The organism is Paenarthrobacter sp. YAF11_1, assembly GCF_052113445.1.
Taxonomy (GTDB): Bacteria; Actinomycetota; Actinomycetes; order Actinomycetales; family Micrococcaceae; genus Arthrobacter.
Window position 1 is genome coordinate 313,007 of the sequence record NZ_JBFRDF010000001.1, and the last position, 21,398, is coordinate 334,404.

Sequence of the window (21,398 nt, forward strand, 5' to 3'; positions counted from 1 at the left end):
CTTTGCAATTGGATGCGGGTTAGTTACGTTCCCGCAGCCACGCCACAGCTTGGTCAGCCGGACCCTCGAACTGGACCGTGCCCGAGGATAACACCACTCCGCGGTCGCAGATCCGCGAAATCATGTCGAGGTCATGGCTGACCACCACCAACGTCCGGCCTTCGTCGGAGAGTTGCTTGATTTTGGCCAGGCACTTCCTCTGGAAAGGCTCGTCGCCCACGGCCAGGATTTCGTCCACGAGGAAAATATCCGGTTGGGTATGGACAGCCACGGCAAACGCAAGCCTGAGGAACATACCCGAAGAGTAGAACTTCACCTCAGTGTCAATGAACTGTTCAATCTCGGAGAAGGCGACGATGTCGTCGAACTTGTCCTGGATTTCCTGTTCCGTCATCCCCAGGATCGCAGCATTGAGGTAGACGTTTTCACGGCCCGACAAGTCAGGGTGAAAGCCTGCTCCCACCTCAATCAGACCTGCGACCCTGCCCTTGGTGCGAACGGTCCCTTGGTCGGGCAGGATGACGCCCGAGATCAGCTTGAGAAGCGTGGACTTGCCGGAGCCGTTGAAGCCCAACAACGCAACGGTCTCCCCCGGCTGGATCTCAAAGCTGACGTCGTGCAGGGCATCGAATTTCTTGGTGAGATCCCCTTTTCGCCCCTTGGCGAGCCACACCAGCGTTTCCTTCAAGGAGTGCGAGTGGCGGAGGTTGAAGGTTTTTTTCAAGCCTTTGACGATTACTGCTGCACCCATTTAGACCTCCTGCGCAAAGTGGCCCTCGAGCCGTCGGAAGACGATTTGGCCAATAACAAGGAACAGTGCCGCCATGCCCAGGCCTATGAAGCCGGTGATCAGGAGGTGCGGAGGCAACTCGACAGGCTGATCGACAGTTGGATACCAAAAAGCCCAGTGGAACAGTTCCACCGCAACGGTAATGGGGTTGAGCTGGTAGATCGTCAGGACCCAAGGCGCAGCCAGGCGGCGGATCATGGTCCAGTCATACAAGACCGGCGAAGTCCACGTCACGATCATCATCAGCATATCCACGATGTTTTCGGCATCCCGGAAGAACACATTGATGGCACCGGCCAACAGGCCAAGGCCTGTCGCCGTAACGGCCACAATGACAAAACCAAGAAGGGCGCCGAAGAGCTGCATGATGTCCGGATGCCACCCGCTCAGCAGTGCTGCGGCCAGCAGGACAATCAATTGCGGGAGGAAATGGACCGCAGCCACCCATACGGATGCCACCGGAAACAGTTCACGCGGAAGATAGATCTTCTTTACCAACGCCGCATTGGACACGATGGATCGGGTGGCATTCGAGAATGCCTCCGAGAAGAAGTTGATGACAATGACGCCGGAGAACATATAGAGCGCGTAGTTGGGAATTTGATCCCCAACCCGCAACACAATACCCAAGGCAAAAAACAGGACCACGTACTGGACCAGCGGCTTGACGTAGGACCACGCCAAACCCAATACCGAACCGCGGTAGCGGACACGGAGTTCCTTGCGGACAATCAGCTTCAGGAGGTACCGCCGGCGGTAGACGTCCAGCAATCCGGCGCCCACCCCCGGAACAGCATAAGTATCAGTGGAGTTCGACATCGCTACTTGCTGGGCTCCGACGCTTCAAAGGTTTCCCGCCAGGACTCCATCGATGTGATCTCAGGAAGGGCTTCACGATACTGGGCCCGGAGGGTCTCCCAGTTGGAGAAGAGCTGCGCGTGCAGTTTTGCCGATTCCACCACGAGCTGGCGGGCCAGCTTGGGGTCACGCAAGTGCCACGAAGCTCCCGTTCCATCCGCATTGGAGACGACAGCGCTGTCCAGGTGCGCAAGGCTCCACCATTTGCCGTCCTGGTGCGCCACCTGTGCCTCGGGGTTCTCCTTGGCGGAGTCACGCACGGGGGCCAGCGTTTGCTTCAGAACGGTCTTCACGGCCCAGGGAAGTAGACCAAGGGCACCGGGCTGCTTGTAGGACTGCGGCTTCTTGGGGGGACGCTTCCGGAAGACCTCCGGGAAGGCCCCGGGATCGGTCTTGACCTGGGAGTCCTGGAATTCTTCGCGCATTGCGCGGAGTTTGGGCATGGTGGTGGGCAGCTGCCGGTGCAGGTTGCCCGGGCCCTCAAGGACATCCCGCAGGGCCATGATCCGCGCCTGCTCCGGGTAATACTGCATGGACACCAAGTGCTTGACGTCCGTGTTCAGGCTTTCGCGCAGGATGCGTCCGCCCTTGGGGAACGGCGAGTGCAGGAGAGTCGCGATAAGCCTGTTGCGCTCATGGTAATAGGCCTGCCAGTCAACAGAGTCGTCCTTGTCGGCCCAGGAGACGTGCCAGACTGCTGCCCCGGGAAGAGTGACCGTCGGGAACCCGGCTGCCCGGGCGCGAAGTGAATACTCTGCGTCATCCCACTTGATGAAGACGGGCAGGGAAAGTCCAATGGTCTCCACCACGGTCTTGGGGATGAGGCACATCCACCAGCCGTTATAGTCGGCATCCCAGCGCCTGTGCAGCTGAGGGGTGGAGCGCAGGCCCGCAGAAGAGAAGTCGTGGTTGCCGAGGCCTTCCACCGGACCCCACAGGAAGCGGTAGAAGTTGACGACCTCCGAGTAGGCATGCAGGACAGACTTGTTGTACATGTCGAACATGTGCCCGCCGACAATGGTGGGCTTACGGCAGAGGTCAGCAAACGCCACTGCGCGCATGACGCCCTCGGTCTCAAGCTCAATGTCGTCGTCCAGCAGCATCACGTAGTCGCTCTTGTCGGAGACGACCATCTCGTACATGTTGCGGGCGAAGCCGCCTGATCCGCCCAGGTTGCCCTGATTGATGATGCGGAGCTGGTCGCCCATCGACTCCGCAACTGCATCAAATCCGGCTTCATCGGCAACCTTTTTGTTGCCTTGGTCCACGATGATCAGCTCGGCGAGGATCTCCCTCAGCCCGGCGTCGCCGTCAATTGACTTGATGGTTTCGAGGCAGTAGTCAGCGCGGTTGAACGTCGTTACGCCGAGGGTCACCCGGCCCTGGGGGCGTCCTTCATCCGGGACTGCCCAGTGGGCGCTCTTAAGTGTCATGCCGTCGCCGCCCGCAATGAGGTCGAACCAGTACCAGCCACCGTCGCCGAACGGCGCCAGGGTCAGCTCGAATTCGTTGGCGGCCGTGCCTTCTACGAGTATGGAGTCAACACGCTGCGAGGCCCCACGGGCGTTGGAGCGGTAGACAATGACCGTTCCCTCGCCTTCCGTTTCAAGATGCAGGACTGTCTTCGTGGCAACGGTCCACTTCCGCCAGTAGCTGGCAGGAAAGGCATTGAAGTAGGAACCGAAGGAAAGCCGCTCACCGCGGCGAACCTGCACCGAACCGCGGTCCAGGATGTCCTCGGGGTGCAGTTTCCGCGTCATACCAACTGCCTGCACGACGGCGCTGCTGTCGCCGTCGTCCTTCTTCACCTTGCTGGTATCCGGGTCAACATACAGCGGAAGGGTGTCGAGGTCGCGGTTGGCCGGGAAAACCACACGCTGAACGATACGCAGATTTTCTTTGGCCGGTGACAGGTCATCCGTAGTGGTCATCGCAGTCTTCTGACTTTCGTTCGTAGTAGCCGTCATGCGTCCACTCCCCCGCTTTCAAGCTTGGCGCCGCCAGTGAAGTGCGGCTTGATCTTGTTGTCGAACATGGACAGGGCAGAGCCAATGGCCATGTGCATGTCGAGGTACTTGTAGGTTCCCAAACGGCCGCCGAAGAGGACGGACTTCTCGCCACGGGCGAGGTCGCGGTAAGCGAGCAGTTTCTGGCGGTCGTCAGAGGTGTTGACGGGGTAGTACGGCTCGTCACCCTTTTCGGCGAAGCGCGAGAACTCACGCATGATGACCGTTGCGTCCTTGGTGTAGTCACGCTCAGGGTGGAAGTGACGGAATTCGTGGATGCGGGTGTAGGCAGCATCGGCGTCAGGGTAGTTCATCACGGAACAGCCCTGGAAGTCCTCAATGGGGAGTACTTCCTCTTCAAGGTCGATGGTGCGCCACGAGAGGTCGCCCTCCGCGTAGTCGAAGTAACGGTCCACCGGGCCGGTGTAGATGACCGGCACCTGGCCCAGAACAGAAGACCTGCCGAACTCACCGTCGTCGAAGAAGTCCGTGTTCAAGACAACCTCGATGTTGGGGTGATCGGCCATACGCTCGATCCATGCTGTGTAGCCGTCAACCGGAAGACCCTCGTAAGAGTCATTGAAGTAACGGTTGTCGTAGTTATACCGCACAGGCAACCGGGAAATAATCTCGGCCGGCAGGTCCTTGGGATCTGTCTGCCACTGCTTGCCTGTGTAGTGCTTGATGAACGCCTCGTAGAGCGGGCGGCCAATCAACTGGATGCCTTTGTCATTGAGGTTCTGAGGATCGGTCCCGGCCAATTCGCCGGCCTGTTCCGCAATAAGGGCCTTCGCTTCGGTTGGGCTCATGGCCGAACGGAAGAACTGGTTGATGGTGCCCAGGTTGATGGGCATCGGGTACACCTCGCCCTTGTGGCTGGTGTACACCTTGTGCTGGTAGCTCGTGAACTTGGTGAAGCGGTTCACATATTCCCAAACGCGTTCGTTGGACGTGTGGAAGAGGTGCGCACCGTAGCGGTGGACCTCGATTCCCGTCTGCGCTTCGTTCTCGCTGTAGGCGTTTCCTCCAATATGGTGGCGGCGATCAAGCACCGCGACCTTCAGCCCCAACTCGGTAGCGGCGCGTTCTGCAATGGTCAGGCCAAAGAAACCCGAGCCGACGACGACGAGATCAGCGTTCACAAACTCTCCTGTGTATTGGCGTGCGGGCACAGAAATGCCCACGTCTACTGGTCAAGGCTACCCGACATGACTCGGGTTCCCGGTATCCGGGGCGGGCCACGGTGGTGAGGGGCCACGCCGGGAAACGGCAAGGGGAGGTTGGCCAGCGGCCAACCTCCCCTTGGTGCCTTGCTTGATCTGAAGTGCTCAGAGAGTGATGACTGAGCCGGATTTCGCGGATTCCAAAACAGCCTCAGCGACCCTCAGGGTCTCGAGCCCCTCTGCCATGGTGACAATGTTCAACGACTTTCCGAGAACTGCATCACGGAATGCCTCGTGCTCCATTTTGAGGGGTTCGCGCTTAGCCAGCGCAAAGCGCGTCGATGATCCCTCGGAAACTCCGCGGAATGCCGCCACGGAATCCCAGTCCGTCTGGAACGTACCGTTCTCCACGAACGTGAGGTCCGCGGAAATGGTGTCGGCAATGAACGCGCCGCGTTCGCCAAGGACTACCGTGGTGCGTTCTTTCATGGGCGACAACCAGTTGACAATGTGGTTCGTCACTACGCCACTCTTGAGATGGCCTATGGCCGTGACCATATCCTCATGCTCGCGGCCACTGCGGGAGGTGGTGTGGGCCACGACGTTGACGAAGTTGCTTTGGGCCAGCCAGGCCGTGAGGTCGATGTCGTGGGTGGCCAGGTCCTTGACGACCCCGACGTCGGCTATGCGGGCCGGGAAGGGCCCCTGCCGCCTCGTGCTGATCTGGTAGACATCACCCAGGTCACCGTTCTCCAACCGGTCCCGGAGGCTCTGCAGCGAGGGGTTGAAGCGTTCAATGTGCCCGACGGCACCGATGAGTCCCTTGGATTCAAAGGCTTCAGCGATGCGTCGGCCGGATTCGGAATCATTCGCGATCGGCTTCTCGACGAGGCAGTGGACACCTGCCTCGGCAAGCTGCAGCGCCACTTCCTCGTGCAGGATGGTGGGCACTGCCGCCACAGCCATATCAATGCCCTGCGCGATGAGTTCCTCAACCGTGTTGAAAACCGTCAAGCCGTCGGCAACGTTGTGGGGGTCGCCGAAGGAGTCGGCAACAGCAACCAGGTCAACGCCCTCGAGCTCACGAATGACACGGGCGTGGTGACGCCCCATCATTCCCAGTCCGATGAGGCCTGCGCGAAGATTTGCCACTAGCTGCCTGCCTTGGCGACGGCGTTGACCGCAGCAACAATCCGGTCAAGGTCATCCTGGCTCAGGGACGGGTGCACCGGAAGCGAGAGCACGCTCGCTGCCGCTTCTTCGGTGACCGGGAGGTCGTCCGAGGTCTGGAAAGGCGCAAGGCGGTGGTTGGGGATCGGGTAATAGACCCCGCAGCCAACGTTGTATTCCTCGCGCAGGGCCTTGGCGAAACCGTCACGGTCCTCAGCGATGCGGATCGTGTACTGGTGGTAAACGTGCTCGTAGCCTTCTGCGACCTTTGGTGTCACAACGCCTTCGATGTTCGCGTCAAAGAAGGCAGCGTTTTCCTGGCGGGTCTTGGTCCAACCGTTGACCTTGGTCAGCTGGACGCGGCCGATGGCCGCATGGATGTTGGTCATACGGCAGTTGAAGCCAACCAGTTCGTTCTCGTACTGGCGTTCCATGCCCTGGTTGCGGAGCAACCGGAGGCGACGCTCGACGTCGGCCAGACCAGTGCTGACCATGCCGCCCTCACCCGACGTCATGTTTTTGGTGGGGTAAAGGCTGAACATGGCGAAGTCGCCGAAGGTGCCAACCTTGCGCCCGTTGACTGCTGCGCCGTGCGCCTGTGCCGCGTCCTCAAAGACCTTGACGCCGTGCTTGGCGGCAAGCGCGCCGATCGCATCAACGTTGAACGGGTGCCCGTAAAGGTGTACCGGCATGATGGCCGCAGTGCGATCCGTGATTTTCGCTTCGACGGAAGCCGGGTCCAGCGTGTAGTGGTCCGGATCAACGTCGGCGAAAACGGGGGTGGCGCCCGTCAGTGCGACCGAGTTGGCCGTCGCTGCGAAAGTGAACGACGGAACGATGACCTCGTCTCCAGCGCCGATGCCGGCAGCCAGCAGGCCCAGGTGAAGACCCGAGGTTCCGGAGTTAACGGCAACGGCGGCCCTGCCGTCGAGGAGGACCTGGGAGAATTCCTGCTCGAAAGAGGCTACCTCCGTGCCCTGGGCGAGCTGGCCGGAAGCCAGCACGGCATCAACGGCCTTGCGCTCTTCATCGCCGATGATGGGTTTGGCGGGGGGAATGAATTCGGGGCTCATGCCTCTACCTCTCGAAGGGTCTCGTTTTGTTCAACATACGTTGCGCCGGTCTCCGGACACACCCAGTTCTCTCCGCTGCGCTGCAGCGGGAAACCAGCTTTGCCGACCCACCCGTGACGCTTGGCCGGAACTCCGACCATCAGGGCAAAATCCGGGACATCTTTAGCCACGACCGCGCCGGCGGCAATTGTGGCCCACCGCCCAATGGTCACAGGAGCAACGCACACGGCGCGGGCACCGATTGATGCGCCCTCGCGGATAGTGACACCAACGGGCTCCCAATCGTGGGCACTCTTCAAGCTGCCGTCAGGACCGACAGCGCGGGGGTAGGTGTCGTTGGTCAGCACAACTGCGGGGCCAATGAACACGCCGGCTTCAAGTTCCGCGGGCTCGTAGACAAGTGCATAGTTCTGGACTTTGCAGTTGTCCCCCATCTTTACCCCGGTACCGATATAGGCACCTCGTCCCACGATGCAATTGACGCCTAACTCGGCCTGCTCGCGGACTTGGGCAAGATGCCAAATCTTTGATCCATCACCAATTACCGCCTTGTCTGAAACATCGGCGCTCTCTGCAACCACTATCACCGGTGAAGGTCCTTCCTCATTGAGCACACGCGACAACGAGATTCATCTTAGCTGAGACACCATGCTGCAGCGTCAAGGGCTATCCGTGAAGATCGCTCCGGTTTGTCCACATACGCCATGCCTAAGGCTGCAGCACGGAGTAAACGCCTCTAGCGTCAGGTGCAACGCCCACCACTGTCCGGCAGGGGCGTTACTGAACACAGGAAGACGGAAGCCATGACTTTGGAATGCACGTTGGTGAGGGGCCCGGCGGCCGCGGAGTTTTCGGCTCCGGAGGAATTGACCATCAGGGTCCCTGCGGGTACGTCCGGAGCCTACCTTCAGTCGATTCTTGGGGAGGAGCGCGGGACTGGCCCACTGGCAGTGGATGGAAAAGACATAGCCGCCCTGACGGTTGGCCGGCCACCCTTGGTGTCCGGCGCAATAATCGTCGATGGTCATGCACCGCACCATTTCTCCGAGCCAGCGTCCCTGCCTCTCATGCTGCTCACTCATTCGGGTCCCTATGCCGGTGCCGTCTTCCATATTCATCGCGGCCGCTTCCGGATAGGCCGCGGTGCCGCGGAGGTTTCCGTGCCGGATCCAGGGATGTCCAGGGAGCACGCCGTGCTGGATGTTTCCAGCACGGCACTGACCCTGAGCAGCGTCGCACCCGTCAACCGGGTACTCGTGGATGGGCGGCCATCCCGGCGCACGTCCGTGACGTCGGAATCGACAATTCTGTGCGGCAACAGCGTGTTCTCCGTCTCCACGGAGAGAGGACCACTCCCGGAAATTTCCAACGATGCCGGCCGCTCCGTCGAGGAGCCGATTGAGGTGGCGCATGCCGGACGGCAAGGAAACCGTACGGCGATCATCCTGGCTGCCGGGCTGCCGTTGATCGCCGGCATTGGACTTGCCGTTGCCACGGGGATGTGGATGTATCTGGGATTCACTGCCATCTCCGCGATCAGTCTCCTGATCCCCTTCATGACAGGACGGAAGAGCCGCCGGGAATGTGGATTGGCTGTGGCTCGCGCCGCACACGATGACCTCGTCCGCCGGCAACGCAGCTCTCCTTCCGCTGCGGAGCTGGTGGTGGCTGCCATCGGCAGGGCCACTATGCAGGCTCAGGACGCAGCACGAGGTCAGTCCCGATCGCCTGCTGGCTCCCCGGGAGAAACCTTCCGTGAAGATTCCGGCAGCTGGATCCGGTTGGGTACAGCAAACGCGCTGGCGAACATCCGATTGACACCTGAAGATCCAACGTTCAGCGCTCCAAGCATCGGTGCAGCGGCAGTGACTTTGGACCCGGATCTTCCCACGGTGGCACTTGCCGGACCTCCCGACCATGTTGATTCCCTGCTCCGCTTCATGGTGATGCAGATGACCGGCTATCCCCGTGCTGCGGAGACACCCGTCGTTGTCGTTGGGAGTGTCGGAAGGTTGCCTCTCAGTGCCAGGTTCCTCTCGAAGGTAACTCTGACGACGAAGCATGAGGTGGCCCTGGCAGCCATGCACCGGCTCAGCGGCAGCGCCCTTGGAAGGCTGCTCATCATCGATGAACCGGCAGGCGGAGACAAGGGCGCGTTGTCGTTGCTCCTGGGCGCCGCGCACCGGAACGGGTGGCAGGTGATCCATTGCGGCCCACCTGCTGGACAGCCCGGACCCCTCATCGAGCTTTCGCGGTCAGGGACATCAGGAACACTGGACGTGGCCGGCGAGCGCCTGGACTTCGTTCCAGACCTTGTCCCGGTCAGCGTTTTCGATGCGTTCTGCCGCTCCATGGCTTCGCTGGCGCACCACGAACGTGCCGGCACACGGCAGCCCGTTCCTGAGCAATGCACTCTGGCTGCCATTCTTCCTTTCGGGACCAGGAGGGTTCTTCGCCGCTGGGATGACGCTGCACGCTTGCCTGGACTTAGGGCAGTGTTGGGCCAGGGCCGTCAGGGCCCTGAGACCTTTGACTTTAAGCGAGACGGTCCACACCTTCTGGTGGCAGGTACCACGGGCTCTGGAAAGTCGGAGCTCCTGAGGACCCTCGTCGCTTCCGTGGCGCTGACGTACTCCCCCGAGCACACAACCTTCCTCTTTATTGATTTCAAAGGCGGCTCGGGATTGCGACCGCTCGCCGGCCTGCCCCACTGTGTTGGCCTCTTGACCGATCTTGGTGGGCACCATCTGGATCGCGCTCTTGCGTCGCTCCGGGGGGAGATCAGATACCGCGAGGAGTTGTTCGCTGCAGCTGACGTCGCAGACCTGAACCAGTACCGCCTTGCTGCGTCGAGCACGTACCCAGCCGTTCCGCATTTGGTTTTGGTCATCGACGAGTTCCGCATGCTGATTGACGAGGCTCCCGAAGCCCTTCGCGAGCTCATGCGGATCGCCACCATCGGCCGTTCCTTGGGTATCCATCTTGTGATGGCGACCCAAAGGCCTCAAGGAGCATTAACCGCCGACATCCGGGCAAACGTTGCCTCAAGTATCGCTCTGAGAGTGCAATCTGAAGCAGAGTCCGTGGACATCATCAATTCCAAAGTAGCTGCCTCCATACGGGCTGACACTCCGGGAAGGGCCTACCTGGTCCGGCCCTCAAGCAACCCGGAAGAATTCCAGGCCGCGTCCCTTGCGGTTTCCCCCGACGCCAGAGCCTCCGATGGCCCTGACGACGGCCCTCCACAGTTCGTCCAAGCCGCCATTCAGGTGCTCAACGGCGGTTCGCAGCATCAAGGCTCACTGTCCCACCCCTTGGCAGGTCTGCAGGAGGCCCTCCCGGATGCCGGTGTCCGCCGGCTTGTTTCTACTGTCCAGGACGCATGGCACCGCCAAGGGAGTTCCCTCCCCCGGCACCCCATAGCGGAGCCCCTGCCGTCTGCGATTCCGTGGAGTGGGGGACTTTCCCTGGCGGATGCCTCTTACGTCCCCGCAACCACTGAAGCAGCGCCTTGGTGTGTCGGGCCGCTGGCGTTGGTTGACAGGCCCACACGGCAAATCGTGGAGCCCTTGCAGTGGTTGCCGGCCGAGCACGGACATCTGGCCATGATCGGAAGCGCGTCGAGCGGTATGCACGCCTGCTTCAGGGCCGTCTCAGCCATGCTGGCCATGCAAGGGCCCCAGCCTCACCCCTTTGTCCTGGATGCGGCCGGAATACTGGGCGACCTCCGTGGCCATCAAAGGGTGGGTGCGTTCGTCGGCCTTCACCAATTAACGCTTGCGGCACGTGTGTTAAAGCGTCTTGCCGAGGAAATGGGCCGTAGACGCACCGGCAACGACGCGGGGAGGGCCGCCAAGCCCCTGGCTTTGATCATCTCAGGGTGGTGCTCATGGGCAACTGCATTCCGGGCCGGGACTTCAGCCTGGGCAGAGAGCCTCGTGCAGGACATTGTGCGGGACGGCCGCCCTCTGGGCATCACGGTGATAATTTGTGGCGAGCGGGAATTGGTCAGTTCGCGTTTCTTTGGAGGGATACAAAACCGGGCCTATTTTCCGTCAGGCTCCACGGAGGAAGCCCGGTTTCATTGGCCCCGCCTTCCGGAGGTGGAGCCATTCCCAGGGCGCGCCGTCGCCACGGGCAACTTCGTCAACGGAGAAGCAGTGGTCACGCAGTTTCGTGAGGCCCCCGATGAGGGGCGCTGGCCGTTCGCCCTTCTCCCCCAAGAGAATCCACCCTTCAGCCTGCGGCCTCTTCCTGATCGCCTGGAGGAACAGGCATTTCATGATGGGCTCGCTGCGTCCACCGCCCACGTGATGCCTGCCGGGCAGGAACCGGGGTACGCTCTGTGGATCGGCGTTGGAGGGGACGAAGCGACACCTGTTTCCCTGCCTCTCCGGTCGAACGGTGTCAGCATCATCCTCGGCAGCCATCGATCAGGGAAGAGCACGGCCTTGGCATCACTGCGTCGCCTGAACCCTTCGGTTGCTTGGGTTGTTCCGGCACGCGGAACATCCCAAGACTCATTCTGGGCCTCAGCCGCACAAGAAGCGGGCAAGCTGGACCCGGAGAGCGTCCTGTTGGTGGACGACGCGGACGCCCTCGGCGCCGCAGGGCGGCAAGCCCTCGCTGCCTTGGCTGGAAAAGTCCGGGGCATCGTGATGACAGCCACTCCAGGGCCCGCATTGATCCAACAACTGCCGCTTGCCCGGGAAGTACAAACATTCCGGATGGGTTTGGTCCTGGCGCCGGAATCGCCTCACGATGGCGATCTCTTGGGAGTTCGACTGGAAACAGAGCGCCCAGCGCGCCCAGGGCGCGGGTATGTGGTGGAGGCAGGAGACGTGCGGCCATTTCAAGCAGTGCTCACAACGGGCTCCCCGCCCACTGCCGCCCATGATTCCCCAACGGAAGCGGGCTAAAGGACTCCGGAGGTACCACCTGTACGCGATGCGTAGGCAATGACGTCCTTGTGGAAGAGGAACACGATCGCCGCAACGGCCGGGATGATCATTGCCAGCCCGGCCAAAACCAGCCCGCCGGTCAAAGTGGGAAAACCGATGGTGAGCACGAACAACTGGGCCACCAACGCAGCCGCCCGGGTCCACCGGTATCCACGGAACAGATAATGCCCCACTGCGAACAACCACACCGAGAAGGCAAGGAGCAGCCCCAGCGTAAACACGGCGCCCCAGAAGGTCAGCACAGGGGCCCCAGTGAGTAATTCGTATGCGTACCAGGCTGCGGCGCCCATGAGAGCGAGTGCTTCCAACAGGACAACAGCCGATATCACCGCGACCCCACGGGGCCGGTGGCTGCCTCCTGGATCGCCGGTTTCCTGGTGCGCCTGCGCGCCGGAATCTTCTCCTGGCTCCGATCCGGAGGCGGGTTGGGCAGGGTTTACGGGAGGTCTTGACACACTGGCACACTACCGGACATAGTCATCTAGCAGTGAGGGCACTGGCGGCTGATGTGATGCATCGCTCACGGATTCCGGGCATTTCGACCACTAACACCCCTTGTTTACAAGGCGTTAACATGAAACGCTTGACTCAGACGACCAAGGGGGCCCATGCGGGCCCCTTTCCTTTGGAGCCTCTCGTGAATGTTTTCACAAAAGGCCCTATCTAGTTCTCACGAATGGAGTGACTGATCAGCATGGATTGGCGTAATCGCGCAGCCTGCCTCGACAAGGACCCGGAGCTCTTCTTCCCAGTCGGCAACACCGGACCAGCACTTCTGCAAATCGAGGAAGCCAAGAGCGTCTGCCGCCGCTGCCCCGTAGTGGACACCTGCCTGCAGTGGGCCCTGGAGTCCGGACAAGACGCCGGCGTCTGGGGCGGTATGAGTGAAGACGAGCGTCGGGCGCTCAAGCGTCGCGCTGCCCGCGCACGCCGCGCTTCCTAGACCTCATCAATAAGGAAGGCCGCGGACCGATGGTCCGCGGCCGCTCGTAACCAGCGTGCGGACGATCTGCAAGCCCAGACCTTCGGTGTATTGACCGTCCGGCAAGCCAACGCCGTCATCGGCAATGGTCACGGTCAGAAATTCGTCATTCCCGTCTCCGTCTGCCCGATCAGCCAAGAGCCATACCGTACCCGTGCGCCCTTCAAGACCATGCTCAACAGCGTTGGTGACCAACTCGTTGATGACCAGGGCCAAGGGAGTGGCAAAATCGCTGGGCAACTCGCCGAACAGCCCTGAACGTTCCGTTCGTACCTGCTGGGACGGCGACGCCACCTCTGCAGACAGCCGGAACTGCCGTCCAATCAACTCGTCAAAATCAACACTCTGCGTCAGCCCCTGGGAAAGCGTTTCATGGACGAGTGCGATGGTGGCCACCCGCCGCATGGCCTGTTCCAGGCCCTGCTTCGCTTCGTCACTGACCATACGGCGCGATTGCATTCGCAGCAGTGCCGCCACAGTTTGAAGATTGTTTTTCACCCGGTGATGGATCTCCCGGATAGTGGCGTCTTTGGTAACCAATTCCATTTCCCTGCGCCGCAGTTCCGAGACATCGCGGCACAAAACGAGGGCACCGAAACGGTGTTGCTCGTCGCGCAAGGGAATAGCCCGAAGGGAAAGGCTGACGCCCCGGGACTCAATCTCACTGCGCCAAGGCATTCGTCCGGTGACAACCAATGGCAGCGTCTCATCCACCATCCGGCGGTCTTTGAGGAGCCCGGCAGTCACCTCCGCCAAGGACCGGCCCTCCAATGACTCAACTTCGCCGAGTCGCCTGAAGGCTGAGACGCCATTGGGACTCGCGTACTGAACTATTCCTTCGGCGTCCAGCCTGATAAGCCCGTCCCCGACACGTGGGGCCCCACGACGTGATCCAGTGGGCGAAGCGAAGTCGGGCCACAGTCCCAGAGTTCCCATGCGCAGGAGGTCATAGGCGCATTGACGATACGTCAGCTCCAACCTCGAGGGCATGCGCGAGCTGGACAGATCCATGTGGGACGTTACTACGGCCAGTGTCCTGCCGTTGCGCACCATGGGAACCGCTTCGACACGCAACGCCATCTCGCTGCTCCAGCTCGTTTCGCTGGATCGTTCGATCGAGCGGCTGTTCCATGCCTTATCAACCAGCGGGCGAAGATCGGAACGGATGCCCTCCCCCACGAAGTCCGCATGAAACACCGTATGTGATGTCGACGGACGGACGTGGGCGAGGGCAATGTAACCAAACTCCGGGTGCGGAAACCACAGTGCGAGGTCCGCGAATGCCAAGTCGGCGACCATCTGCCAGTCACCGACGAGGAGGTGCAGCCATTCGGCATCTCCAGGCCCGAAATCAGCGTGTTCCCTGATGGGGTCTGTAAAGATTGCCACTGCACCTCCATTTGCGACGCCGGGATTGCCCCTAGCGTCGAACGATTGACCTCAAGAGCCTTAATGCTACCGACAGTGAAGCCATGTCGTCGGCTTCGAGCGCGTTGACCTCGTCAAACATGGTCTTGGCCCGGCCCAGTTGCTCGGCATTCTGCCCTTCCCACGCCCTCAGGCGATCTTCAGCTGAGGTGCCGGACTCCGTCGACTCCAGGACCGACGTCGTCATATCCGCGACCGTTGAGTACAGATCATCCCGAAGGGCGGCCCTGGCCAACGCCTGCCAGCGATCATCACGCGGCAGGGAACTGATCCGTTCCAGCAGCGAATCGACGTGGAAGCGGTTGAACACGGTGTAATAGACGTGGGCAACGTCTTCGACGCTGCCACCGCCGGTCTCGGCAATCCGCGCGATATCCAACAGCGCGTAACTCTCGAACAGCTCCGCCCACCTATGGGCAAGGTGTTCCGGCAATTCCCAGCCACGTGCCTTCTCAAGCCAGCCTGAGATGCGGGTCTTGTCCTCGCCCCGGAGGTAGTCCAGCAGCTTGGCCCGCAAGGGGGCCAACATTGGCTTGAACGATTCCACCACTGTGGAAATCGGCTGGGACGCCATCCCTTGCCCCAGGACCCATCGCACAGCCCTGTCGAGCAGCCGGCGGATGTCCAGGTGGACCTCACTCCAGTGTTCTGTCGGGAAGGACGCCGGGAGCGCGTTCAACTCCTCCACCATGGGATCGAGGTCGTAAATTTCGCGCAGCGCCACAAATGCCTTGGCAACCGCTACCTCGTTTGCCGATGTTTCTTCGATGGCCCGGAACGCGAACGTGATGCCACCCAGGTTGATGATGTCGTTGGCTACGACGGTTGCGATGATTTCGCGGCGCAACGGGTGTGTGTCCAGTTCGGCGTCGAACTTCTCGCGCAATTGCTTCGGGAAGTAGTTGCGGATGGTGTCCGCAAACCAGGGGTCGTCGGCAAGGTTGCTCTCGCGCAGTGCGGCGCCGAGTTCGATCTTGGCGTAGGCCGCCAGAACTGCCAGTTCCGGGGACGTCAGGCCTTGGCCCTGCTCCAACCTTGCACGAAGTGTCTCCGTGGTGGGCAAAGCTTCGAGATCACGCTTGAGATCGGCGGACTTCTCCAACCAGTCCATCAACCGCTCGTAGCTTGGACTCCATTCCGCAACCCGCGTCCGATCATTCAGGAGCAGGATGTTCTGGTCGATGTTGTCCTGAAGGACGAGTCGTCCCACCTCATCGGTCATATCTGCCAGAAAAGCGGCCCGTTCTTCAGCCTCAAGCTTGCCGGCGGCCACCATTCGATCCACGAAGATCTTGATGTTCACTTCATGGTCGGAGCAGTCCACCCCGGCCGAGTTGTCGATCGCATCCGTATTGAGGATGACTCCTTGCAGTGCGGCTTCGATGCGCCCCCGCTGCGTCAAACCGAGGTTTCCGCCTTCGCCCACAACCTTGACGCGCAGGTCGCGTCCGTCCACACGAATGGCGTCGTTGGCTTTATCGCCAACTGCCGCGTGGGTCTCCGTACTGGCCTTGACGTAGGTGCCGATGCCGCCGTTGTAGAGGAGATCCGCCGGAGCCAGCAAAATCGCGCGAAGAAGCTCCGGCGGGCTGAGCTGCGTGGTGCCCTCGGGCAGGCCCAACGCCTTTCGGACCTGGTCCGAGACGGGGATGGTCTTCGCCTGGCGCGCAAAGACGCCTCCGCCTTCACTGATGAGGGACCGGTCATAGTCATCCCAGGAAGATCGGGGCAGCTCAAACAGCCGCTGCCGTTCCGCGAAGGATGCCGCGGCATCGGGTGTGGGATCAAGGAAGATATGGCGGTGGTCGAATGCGGCCAGCAGACGGATGTGCCGGGACAGCAGCATCCCGTTGCCGAAGACGTCGCCGGACATGTCGCCGACGCCAACTACCGTGAACTCTTCGGTCTGGGTATCCAGATCAAGTTCACTGAAGTGCCTCTTGACTGATTCCCACGCCCCGCGTGCCGTAATGCCCATGGCCTTGTGGTCGTAACCCACGGATCCGCCGGAGGCGAAGGCATCGCCCAGCCAGAATCCATACTCGGCCGCGAGCCCGTTGGCGGTGTCGGAGAAGGTGGCGGTTCCCTTGTCGGCCGCCACCACCAGGTAGGAATCGTCACCGTCGTGGCGAACAACGTCCGACGGCGGGACCAGCCTTTCGCCGTCCGCTGACGTCACGAGGTTGTCGGTGATGTCCAGCAGGCCCCGGATGAAAGTCTTGTAGCTCTCAATTCCTTCGGCCATCCATGCGGCCCGGTCAACTGCCGGGTTGGGCAGCTTCTTTGCGAAGAACCCACCCTTGGCACCCGTAGGAACGATCACGGCGTTCTTGACTGTCTGGGCCTTCACCAAGCCAAGGATTTCCGTGCGGAAGTCTTCCCGGCGGTCTGACCAGCGGAGACCGCCGCGGGCTACCTTCCCGAAGCGCAGGTGCACACCTTCAACCCTGGGTGAATAGACCCAGATCTCGTACACAGGGCGGGGGAAGGGCAATCCGTCGATCGACGTTGGATCCAGCTTGAAGCTGAGGTATTCCTTGTTTTGGAAGTAGTTGGTCCGCAGGGTGGACTCAATCAGGTTCACGAAAGTACGCAGTACGCGGTCAGCGTCCAACGTAGCCACTTGCTCAATGGATTCGGCGAGGGCTGCCCGTGCTGCAGACTGGCGTTCCGGCCGAAGATCCTCCGGCACAGTGGGGTCGAAGCGCGCAGAGAAGAGGGCGTTGAGTCCACGGGCAACGTCGGGGTTGCCCAGAAGAGTGTCAGCGATGAAACCGAACGAATTAGTGTTGCCCATTTGCCGCATGTATTTGGCGTAGGCCCGGAGGACCACTACTTGGCGCCAGTGCATGCCTTCACGCAGCACGAGCCGGTCAAAGTTATCCGACTCAACGGATCCTGTGACAGCCGCTCCGAAGGAATCGCTCAGAAGCTCCCCGGTGGCGAGGGGGTCCACGCCGGCGGGGTACTTCAACCCGAGGTCGTAAAGGAAGAAGTCGCGGTGATCGGAGGTTTCGATTTCGAAGGGACGTTCGTCCAGGACCTCAAGACCGAGATTGTGGAAGTAAGGGAGGATCTGGCTCAGGCTCTTGGGCTCCATGAGGTAGAGCTTGACGCGGGCATCCTCCTCCAGGGCTTCGCCGGCACCTTCTGGAAGGTACACGTGAACCCCAGGTTTGACCTGCCTTGTTGCTTCGCCGGCCCTCTCGGCCTGGGCCCCATACTTCTCGAAGCGTTCGATGTCCTCCAGGGCGTCTTCCACCTCATAGTCCACCCGGTAGCCTGCGGGGAAGGCCTCCGCCCACAGGGCTGACAGGACATCGGCGCTTTCTGCCGGGCGGTGCTCGCGGAGGACCTCGGCCACTCCTTCGCTCCAGGAGCGGGACGCCCTCATCAGCCGGTGTTCAAGCTCCGCAACATTGACTTCTGCAAGCTCAGCCGTGCGCGGGAGCCGGATCCTGAAGAAGACACGCGCCAAGGCGGACTCTGTGATCCGGGCCTCGTAGTCGATGCTCTCGGCCTGGAACGTTTCCCGGAGCTCCTGTTCGATCCGAAGGCGAACGCTGGTGGTGTAACGATCGCGGGGAAGGTACACCACTGCCGACATGAAACGGCCGTAAATGTCGGGCCGGAGGAACAACTTGGTACGGCGACGTTCCTGCAGCCTCTGGATCCCGGTAGCAGTAGCAGCAAGGTCGGGAATCTCGATCTGGAACAGTTCGTCGCGCGGGTATGTCTCGAGGATACCCAGGAGATCCTTGCCGGAGTGGGAGTCAATCGGGAACCCAGCGTTCCGCAGGACGGCGTCCACCTTGTCGCGGACAATCGGGATGTTGCGCACAGAACCGGTGTAGGCACTTGTTGCGAAAAGCCCGATGAATCGCCGTTCCCCATTGACGTTGCCTTGGGCGTCGAAGCTCTTGACGCCGATGTAGTCGAGGTAGGCGGGCCGGTGGACTGTAGATCTGGAATTGGCTTTGGTGATCACCAGGGCCCGTTTTTCCCGGGCGCGCTTCCGTCCGGCGTCCGTGAGGTGCTGAACCTGACGCGTGGTGTCCCCTGCCCGCAGAAGACCGAGACCGCTGTCTTCGCGCAGTTGAAGGACGTCCTCGCCGTCCTGGTCTACGAGGTCGTACTCGCGGTAGCCGAGGAAGGTGAAGTTGCCGTTGTCCAGCCAGCGCAGGAGGTCCTGAGCCTGCCGGAGTTCGGCGATCTGCTCGGGGTGCGAAATGCCGGCAAGGGCTTCTGCGAGTTCGAGTGCTTTGCTGCGCATCTTGGGCCAGTCTTCGACTGCTGCCTTGACATCGCCGAGGACACGGTGCAGTCCTTCGATCAGTTCTGCACGGGCGTCGTCGTTGACACGGTCAATCTCCACCGCAATCCACGACTCCATGTGCGATGAGTTGTCACCGTCACCCAGGAGGTGGGCCACGCTTGGAAGTGCGGCGGTGTCGCCGCTGGAGATCCCTACGTTGGAAGGAACCCGGGAGATGTTCCGGAGCTCCCCGGAGACACGGTCGCGGGTGATCACGAACAAAGGATGCATGACAAGCCTGATGGCACAGTTCTGGCGAACGAGTTCTGCATTGACTGAGTCAACGAGGAACGGCATATCGTCCGTGACGATGTACACGACGCTTCGGTCCGCCTCAATGGCGATGTCGACGACGGCGTTTCCCGGCATACGGGACTGCGCGACTTTTTTGTGATTCGTAGCCCGCGAGATCAACAGCTCAGGCGAATACGCACGGGCATCCTCCTCTGCCAGGTGTTCATAGTAGTCACCGAAGAACCCTTCACGGACAACTGTTGCATCGGACCGATCCTCCACGCTGGATCCTGACGACATCTACAAACGCCTCCATCACATGTTGATTGCTGCGACTCTGCAGCCCACATTTTGAGCCTAGCGCTTAAGCAAGCGGGCGGCTCTGGTGTTTCGACCAAAGGATTTTGCTTTTTGCTGGTCAGGCGCACAGACCAATCCGGCGATGGCAATTCGAAGGGCGGATTCGGGCGCGCTTTCAAGCAGGACGGAGCCCGAGAGCAAGGCGGCGTCGCAGGCCACGGGATCTGCCGGGAGGTAGGCATCGATCCGCAGGCCTGGGCCATACCGGTCCCACGCTTCCGCCAATTGCTGCTGGGGCGCGTGGCCCACGGCCGCCTTCTTCACCTTGTTCAGCACCACGCGGAGGGATGCTTGTGGAACGACTGCTTGAAGGTCGGCCAGGCCCCGGACCAGCCGCGGTACCCCGATTGCGTCGGCTGCTCCCACAGCGAAGACAACGTCGGCCATTTCCAAACTCCTGAGAGTTGCTGCGTTCCGCCGTGGGGCCATGGTGTCGAAGCTTAGTTCCTCATCTGATTCGAGGCAGAATCCGGCATCGACCACCACGACATCCGACATTTCTTTGGATCGCTCAAGGACCTGCGACAGCGCAGCCGCCCTCAATTCCGTCCATCGATCCGCCCGCGTAGTCCCAGTGAGCACCCGAAATGATCCCCCTTTGGTGAAGACGGGGATCGCCGCGGCCTTCAAAGCACTGGGGTCGAGCATCCCCTGGTCCGCAAGCCTGCAGACCTGGGCCAGTCCTGCGGCTTCGTCCAACAACCCGAGTACAGCTGACACGCTGGCACCATAGCTGTCAGCATCCACGAGGATGACGGACTTACCCTCTGCTGCCAATTCGGCAGCGATGTTGACCGCAAGCAGGGTCCTGCCGGGTGACCCTATGGGCCCCCATACAGCAAAGACCAGACCTGAACCCGCCGCTGGGTCCTCCCCCGTTTCGGGAGCAGACATCAAAAGCGCCCCGCCTCCCGCATCAGCGAAACCTGCGTCCTGTCCCGCGCCCAAGCGTCCGCGCGCGTGCTCACGACCCACAGCCTCGGATATTTTTGCGGCGAGTTGTGTTGGTTCTATCCCGGAAGCCGCGACAACGACTCCAATGGAGTGCAGCCGCCGCACTTCGGCCGGATCATCGGTCAGTGCAACGATCGAAACTCCAACAGCGCCAAGCCGATCCACCAAGGTAGTGGTCAATTCCTCGCAGCCCTCGGCCACGACGGCCGCCATCGCAAGGCCGCTTTGGCAGGCAGCCATCAGCTCAGCAAGCTCTGAACAACGGCGAACCACCGTCACCGGACCGTGCAGGCCCTCAAGACCGCCCACGACGGCCTCCTGGGCAGGGCCCACAGTAATCACCGGGATGCTCATGGGTTGAGGCCCGCCGGATTCCACACGACGGAGATACTGGCCCCATTTGCTTGGGCACCCAATAGCTTGGGCATCTGCTCATCCGTCACCAGCACCAACACTTGAGTGGTCTTCGATGCCCCCAAGCCAGCCGAGCCTGACACCACCTGGGCGATTTCTGCACCAGGCAAAAGCAGTTGCGGCTCATCAAAGGCGGTGCTCGAACCAGGCAAGGCAACCCATACGTCCACCCGCGCACCACCGACCGCCTGGGCGGGAAGTTCTCCTTCCATGGAGATGGCCACTGGCTTCCTGTTCAGGGCATCAGCTTTTCCCAGGCTTTCCTTTGGAACGAGTTGGTCCTTGGCCACCCGCTGCAGGGCTACCCGCCCCTCCGCCAGACCACCCTCCACAGTGACGTACCCGGACTCGACATCATCCAGGCGCACATTGACAATCGAAAGATCAGCGACGGCGATCACCTGGCCAACTGCGATGTCTTCGCGCGCAGTGTAGACCTGCGTAGTCCTGTCAGCCGTACCAACCAAAGCGATGACGCCCGCAATGGATACGAGTACCAGCAGTATCCCGATGAGGAGCCGCGGGTCCTTCCACGATGGCTTCTTCAATCTTGCTGCAGCGACCGCTGCCACTTGACCCATGTTCCTGATACCCCCGATGATCTAAAGGCATGGTCGACGGACCCGCCTCCTCATTCTTACCGGCCCCCTCCCGAAGGACGAAAGCCATCGACCTCAAAAGAGCCGAAAC

At 61.2% G+C, this 21,398-nt stretch carries 14 protein-coding genes; 2 read left to right on the top strand and 12 right to left on the bottom strand.

Annotated elements, in window-relative coordinates; translation table 11 throughout:
• Nucleotides 1–19 precede the first annotated feature (19 nt).
• The 7 genes from AB4Y77_RS01560 to AB4Y77_RS01590 form a co-directional block, all read right to left on the bottom strand.
• Nucleotides 20–751 carry an ABC transporter ATP-binding protein gene (locus tag AB4Y77_RS01560; protein ID WP_311212721.1) on the bottom strand — a complete coding sequence of 244 codons (732 nt, stop codon included), beginning with the start codon at nt 749–751 and terminating at the stop codon, nt 20–22.
• The gene (locus tag AB4Y77_RS01565; RefSeq protein ID WP_311212722.1) at nt 752–1,609 is read right to left on the bottom strand and encodes an ABC transporter permease; all 858 of its coding nucleotides are present in this window, start codon (nt 1,607–1,609) and stop codon (nt 752–754) included.
• A gap of 2 nt (nt 1,610–1,611) precedes the next feature.
• Nucleotides 1,612–3,615 (bottom strand): glycosyltransferase, encoded by a 2,004-nt coding sequence (locus AB4Y77_RS01570; protein WP_311212723.1) that lies wholly within the window; start codon nt 3,613–3,615, stop codon nt 1,612–1,614.
• Nucleotides 3,612–4,796 (bottom strand): UDP-galactopyranose mutase, encoded by a 1,185-nt coding sequence (gene glf / locus AB4Y77_RS01575; RefSeq protein ID WP_089595600.1) that lies wholly within the window; start codon nt 4,794–4,796, stop codon nt 3,612–3,614. Before glf ends, AB4Y77_RS01570 begins: the two co-directional genes overlap by 4 nt.
• Nucleotides 4,797–4,982: 186 nt before the next feature.
• Nucleotides 4,983–5,969 carry a Gfo/Idh/MocA family protein gene (locus AB4Y77_RS01580; protein WP_089595601.1) on the bottom strand — a complete coding sequence of 329 codons (987 nt, stop codon included), beginning with the start codon at nt 5,967–5,969 and terminating at the stop codon, nt 4,983–4,985.
• Complete coding sequence (locus AB4Y77_RS01585) at nt 5,969–7,060, bottom strand: DegT/DnrJ/EryC1/StrS family aminotransferase (protein WP_311212724.1); 1,092 nt, start codon at nt 7,058–7,060, stop codon at nt 5,969–5,971. The genes AB4Y77_RS01580 and AB4Y77_RS01585 overlap by 1 nt, the downstream gene beginning before the upstream one ends.
• Nucleotides 7,057–7,674, bottom strand: a complete 618-nt coding sequence (locus AB4Y77_RS01590) for an acyltransferase (protein ID WP_311236096.1) — start codon at nt 7,672–7,674, stop codon at nt 7,057–7,059. Before AB4Y77_RS01590 ends, AB4Y77_RS01585 begins: the two co-directional genes overlap by 4 nt.
• 189 nt (nt 7,675–7,863) lie before the next feature.
• On the opposite strand from AB4Y77_RS01590, the gene AB4Y77_RS01595 reads away from it, so the two are divergent.
• Nucleotides 7,864–11,979, top strand: a complete 4,116-nt coding sequence (locus AB4Y77_RS01595; RefSeq protein ID WP_311212725.1) for an FtsK/SpoIIIE domain-containing protein — start codon at nt 7,864–7,866, stop codon at nt 11,977–11,979.
• Here AB4Y77_RS01595 and AB4Y77_RS01600 read toward each other — a convergent pair.
• Entirely contained in the window at nt 11,976–12,476 is a 501-nt protein-coding gene (locus AB4Y77_RS01600; RefSeq protein ID WP_311212726.1) for a hypothetical protein, read from the bottom strand. The two genes, AB4Y77_RS01595 and AB4Y77_RS01600, sit on opposite strands and share 4 nt — an antisense overlap.
• A gap of 239 nt (nt 12,477–12,715) precedes the next feature.
• Here AB4Y77_RS01600 and AB4Y77_RS01605 point away from each other — a divergent pair, with 239 nt between their 5' ends.
• Nucleotides 12,716–12,964, top strand: coding sequence for a WhiB family transcriptional regulator (locus AB4Y77_RS01605; RefSeq protein ID WP_003804966.1), 249 nt, complete (start codon nt 12,716–12,718; stop codon nt 12,962–12,964).
• Between the two features lie 6 nt (nt 12,965–12,970).
• On the opposite strand, the gene AB4Y77_RS01610 is transcribed toward AB4Y77_RS01605, so the two are convergent.
• From AB4Y77_RS01610 to AB4Y77_RS01625, 4 genes are read right to left on the bottom strand one after another with little or no spacing between them, the layout of a single operon-like run.
• Nucleotides 12,971–14,392, bottom strand: coding sequence for a sensor histidine kinase (locus tag AB4Y77_RS01610; RefSeq protein WP_442012782.1), 1,422 nt, complete (start codon nt 14,390–14,392; stop codon nt 12,971–12,973).
• A gap of 31 nt (nt 14,393–14,423) precedes the next feature.
• On the bottom strand, nt 14,424–19,280 hold the full coding sequence (locus AB4Y77_RS01615; protein ID WP_442012783.1) for an NAD-glutamate dehydrogenase: 4,857 nt from the start codon (nt 19,278–19,280) through the stop codon (nt 14,424–14,426).
• 57 nt (nt 19,281–19,337) lie between these two features.
• Complete coding sequence (locus tag AB4Y77_RS01620; RefSeq protein WP_311212729.1) at nt 19,338–20,648, bottom strand: AAA family ATPase; 1,311 nt, start codon at nt 20,646–20,648, stop codon at nt 19,338–19,340.
• Nucleotides 20,645–21,289 carry an SAF domain-containing protein gene (locus tag AB4Y77_RS01625; protein WP_442012784.1) on the bottom strand — a complete coding sequence of 215 codons (645 nt, stop codon included), beginning with the start codon at nt 21,287–21,289 and terminating at the stop codon, nt 20,645–20,647. The genes AB4Y77_RS01620 and AB4Y77_RS01625 overlap by 4 nt, the downstream gene beginning before the upstream one ends.
• Nucleotides 21,290–21,398 lie beyond the last annotated feature (109 nt).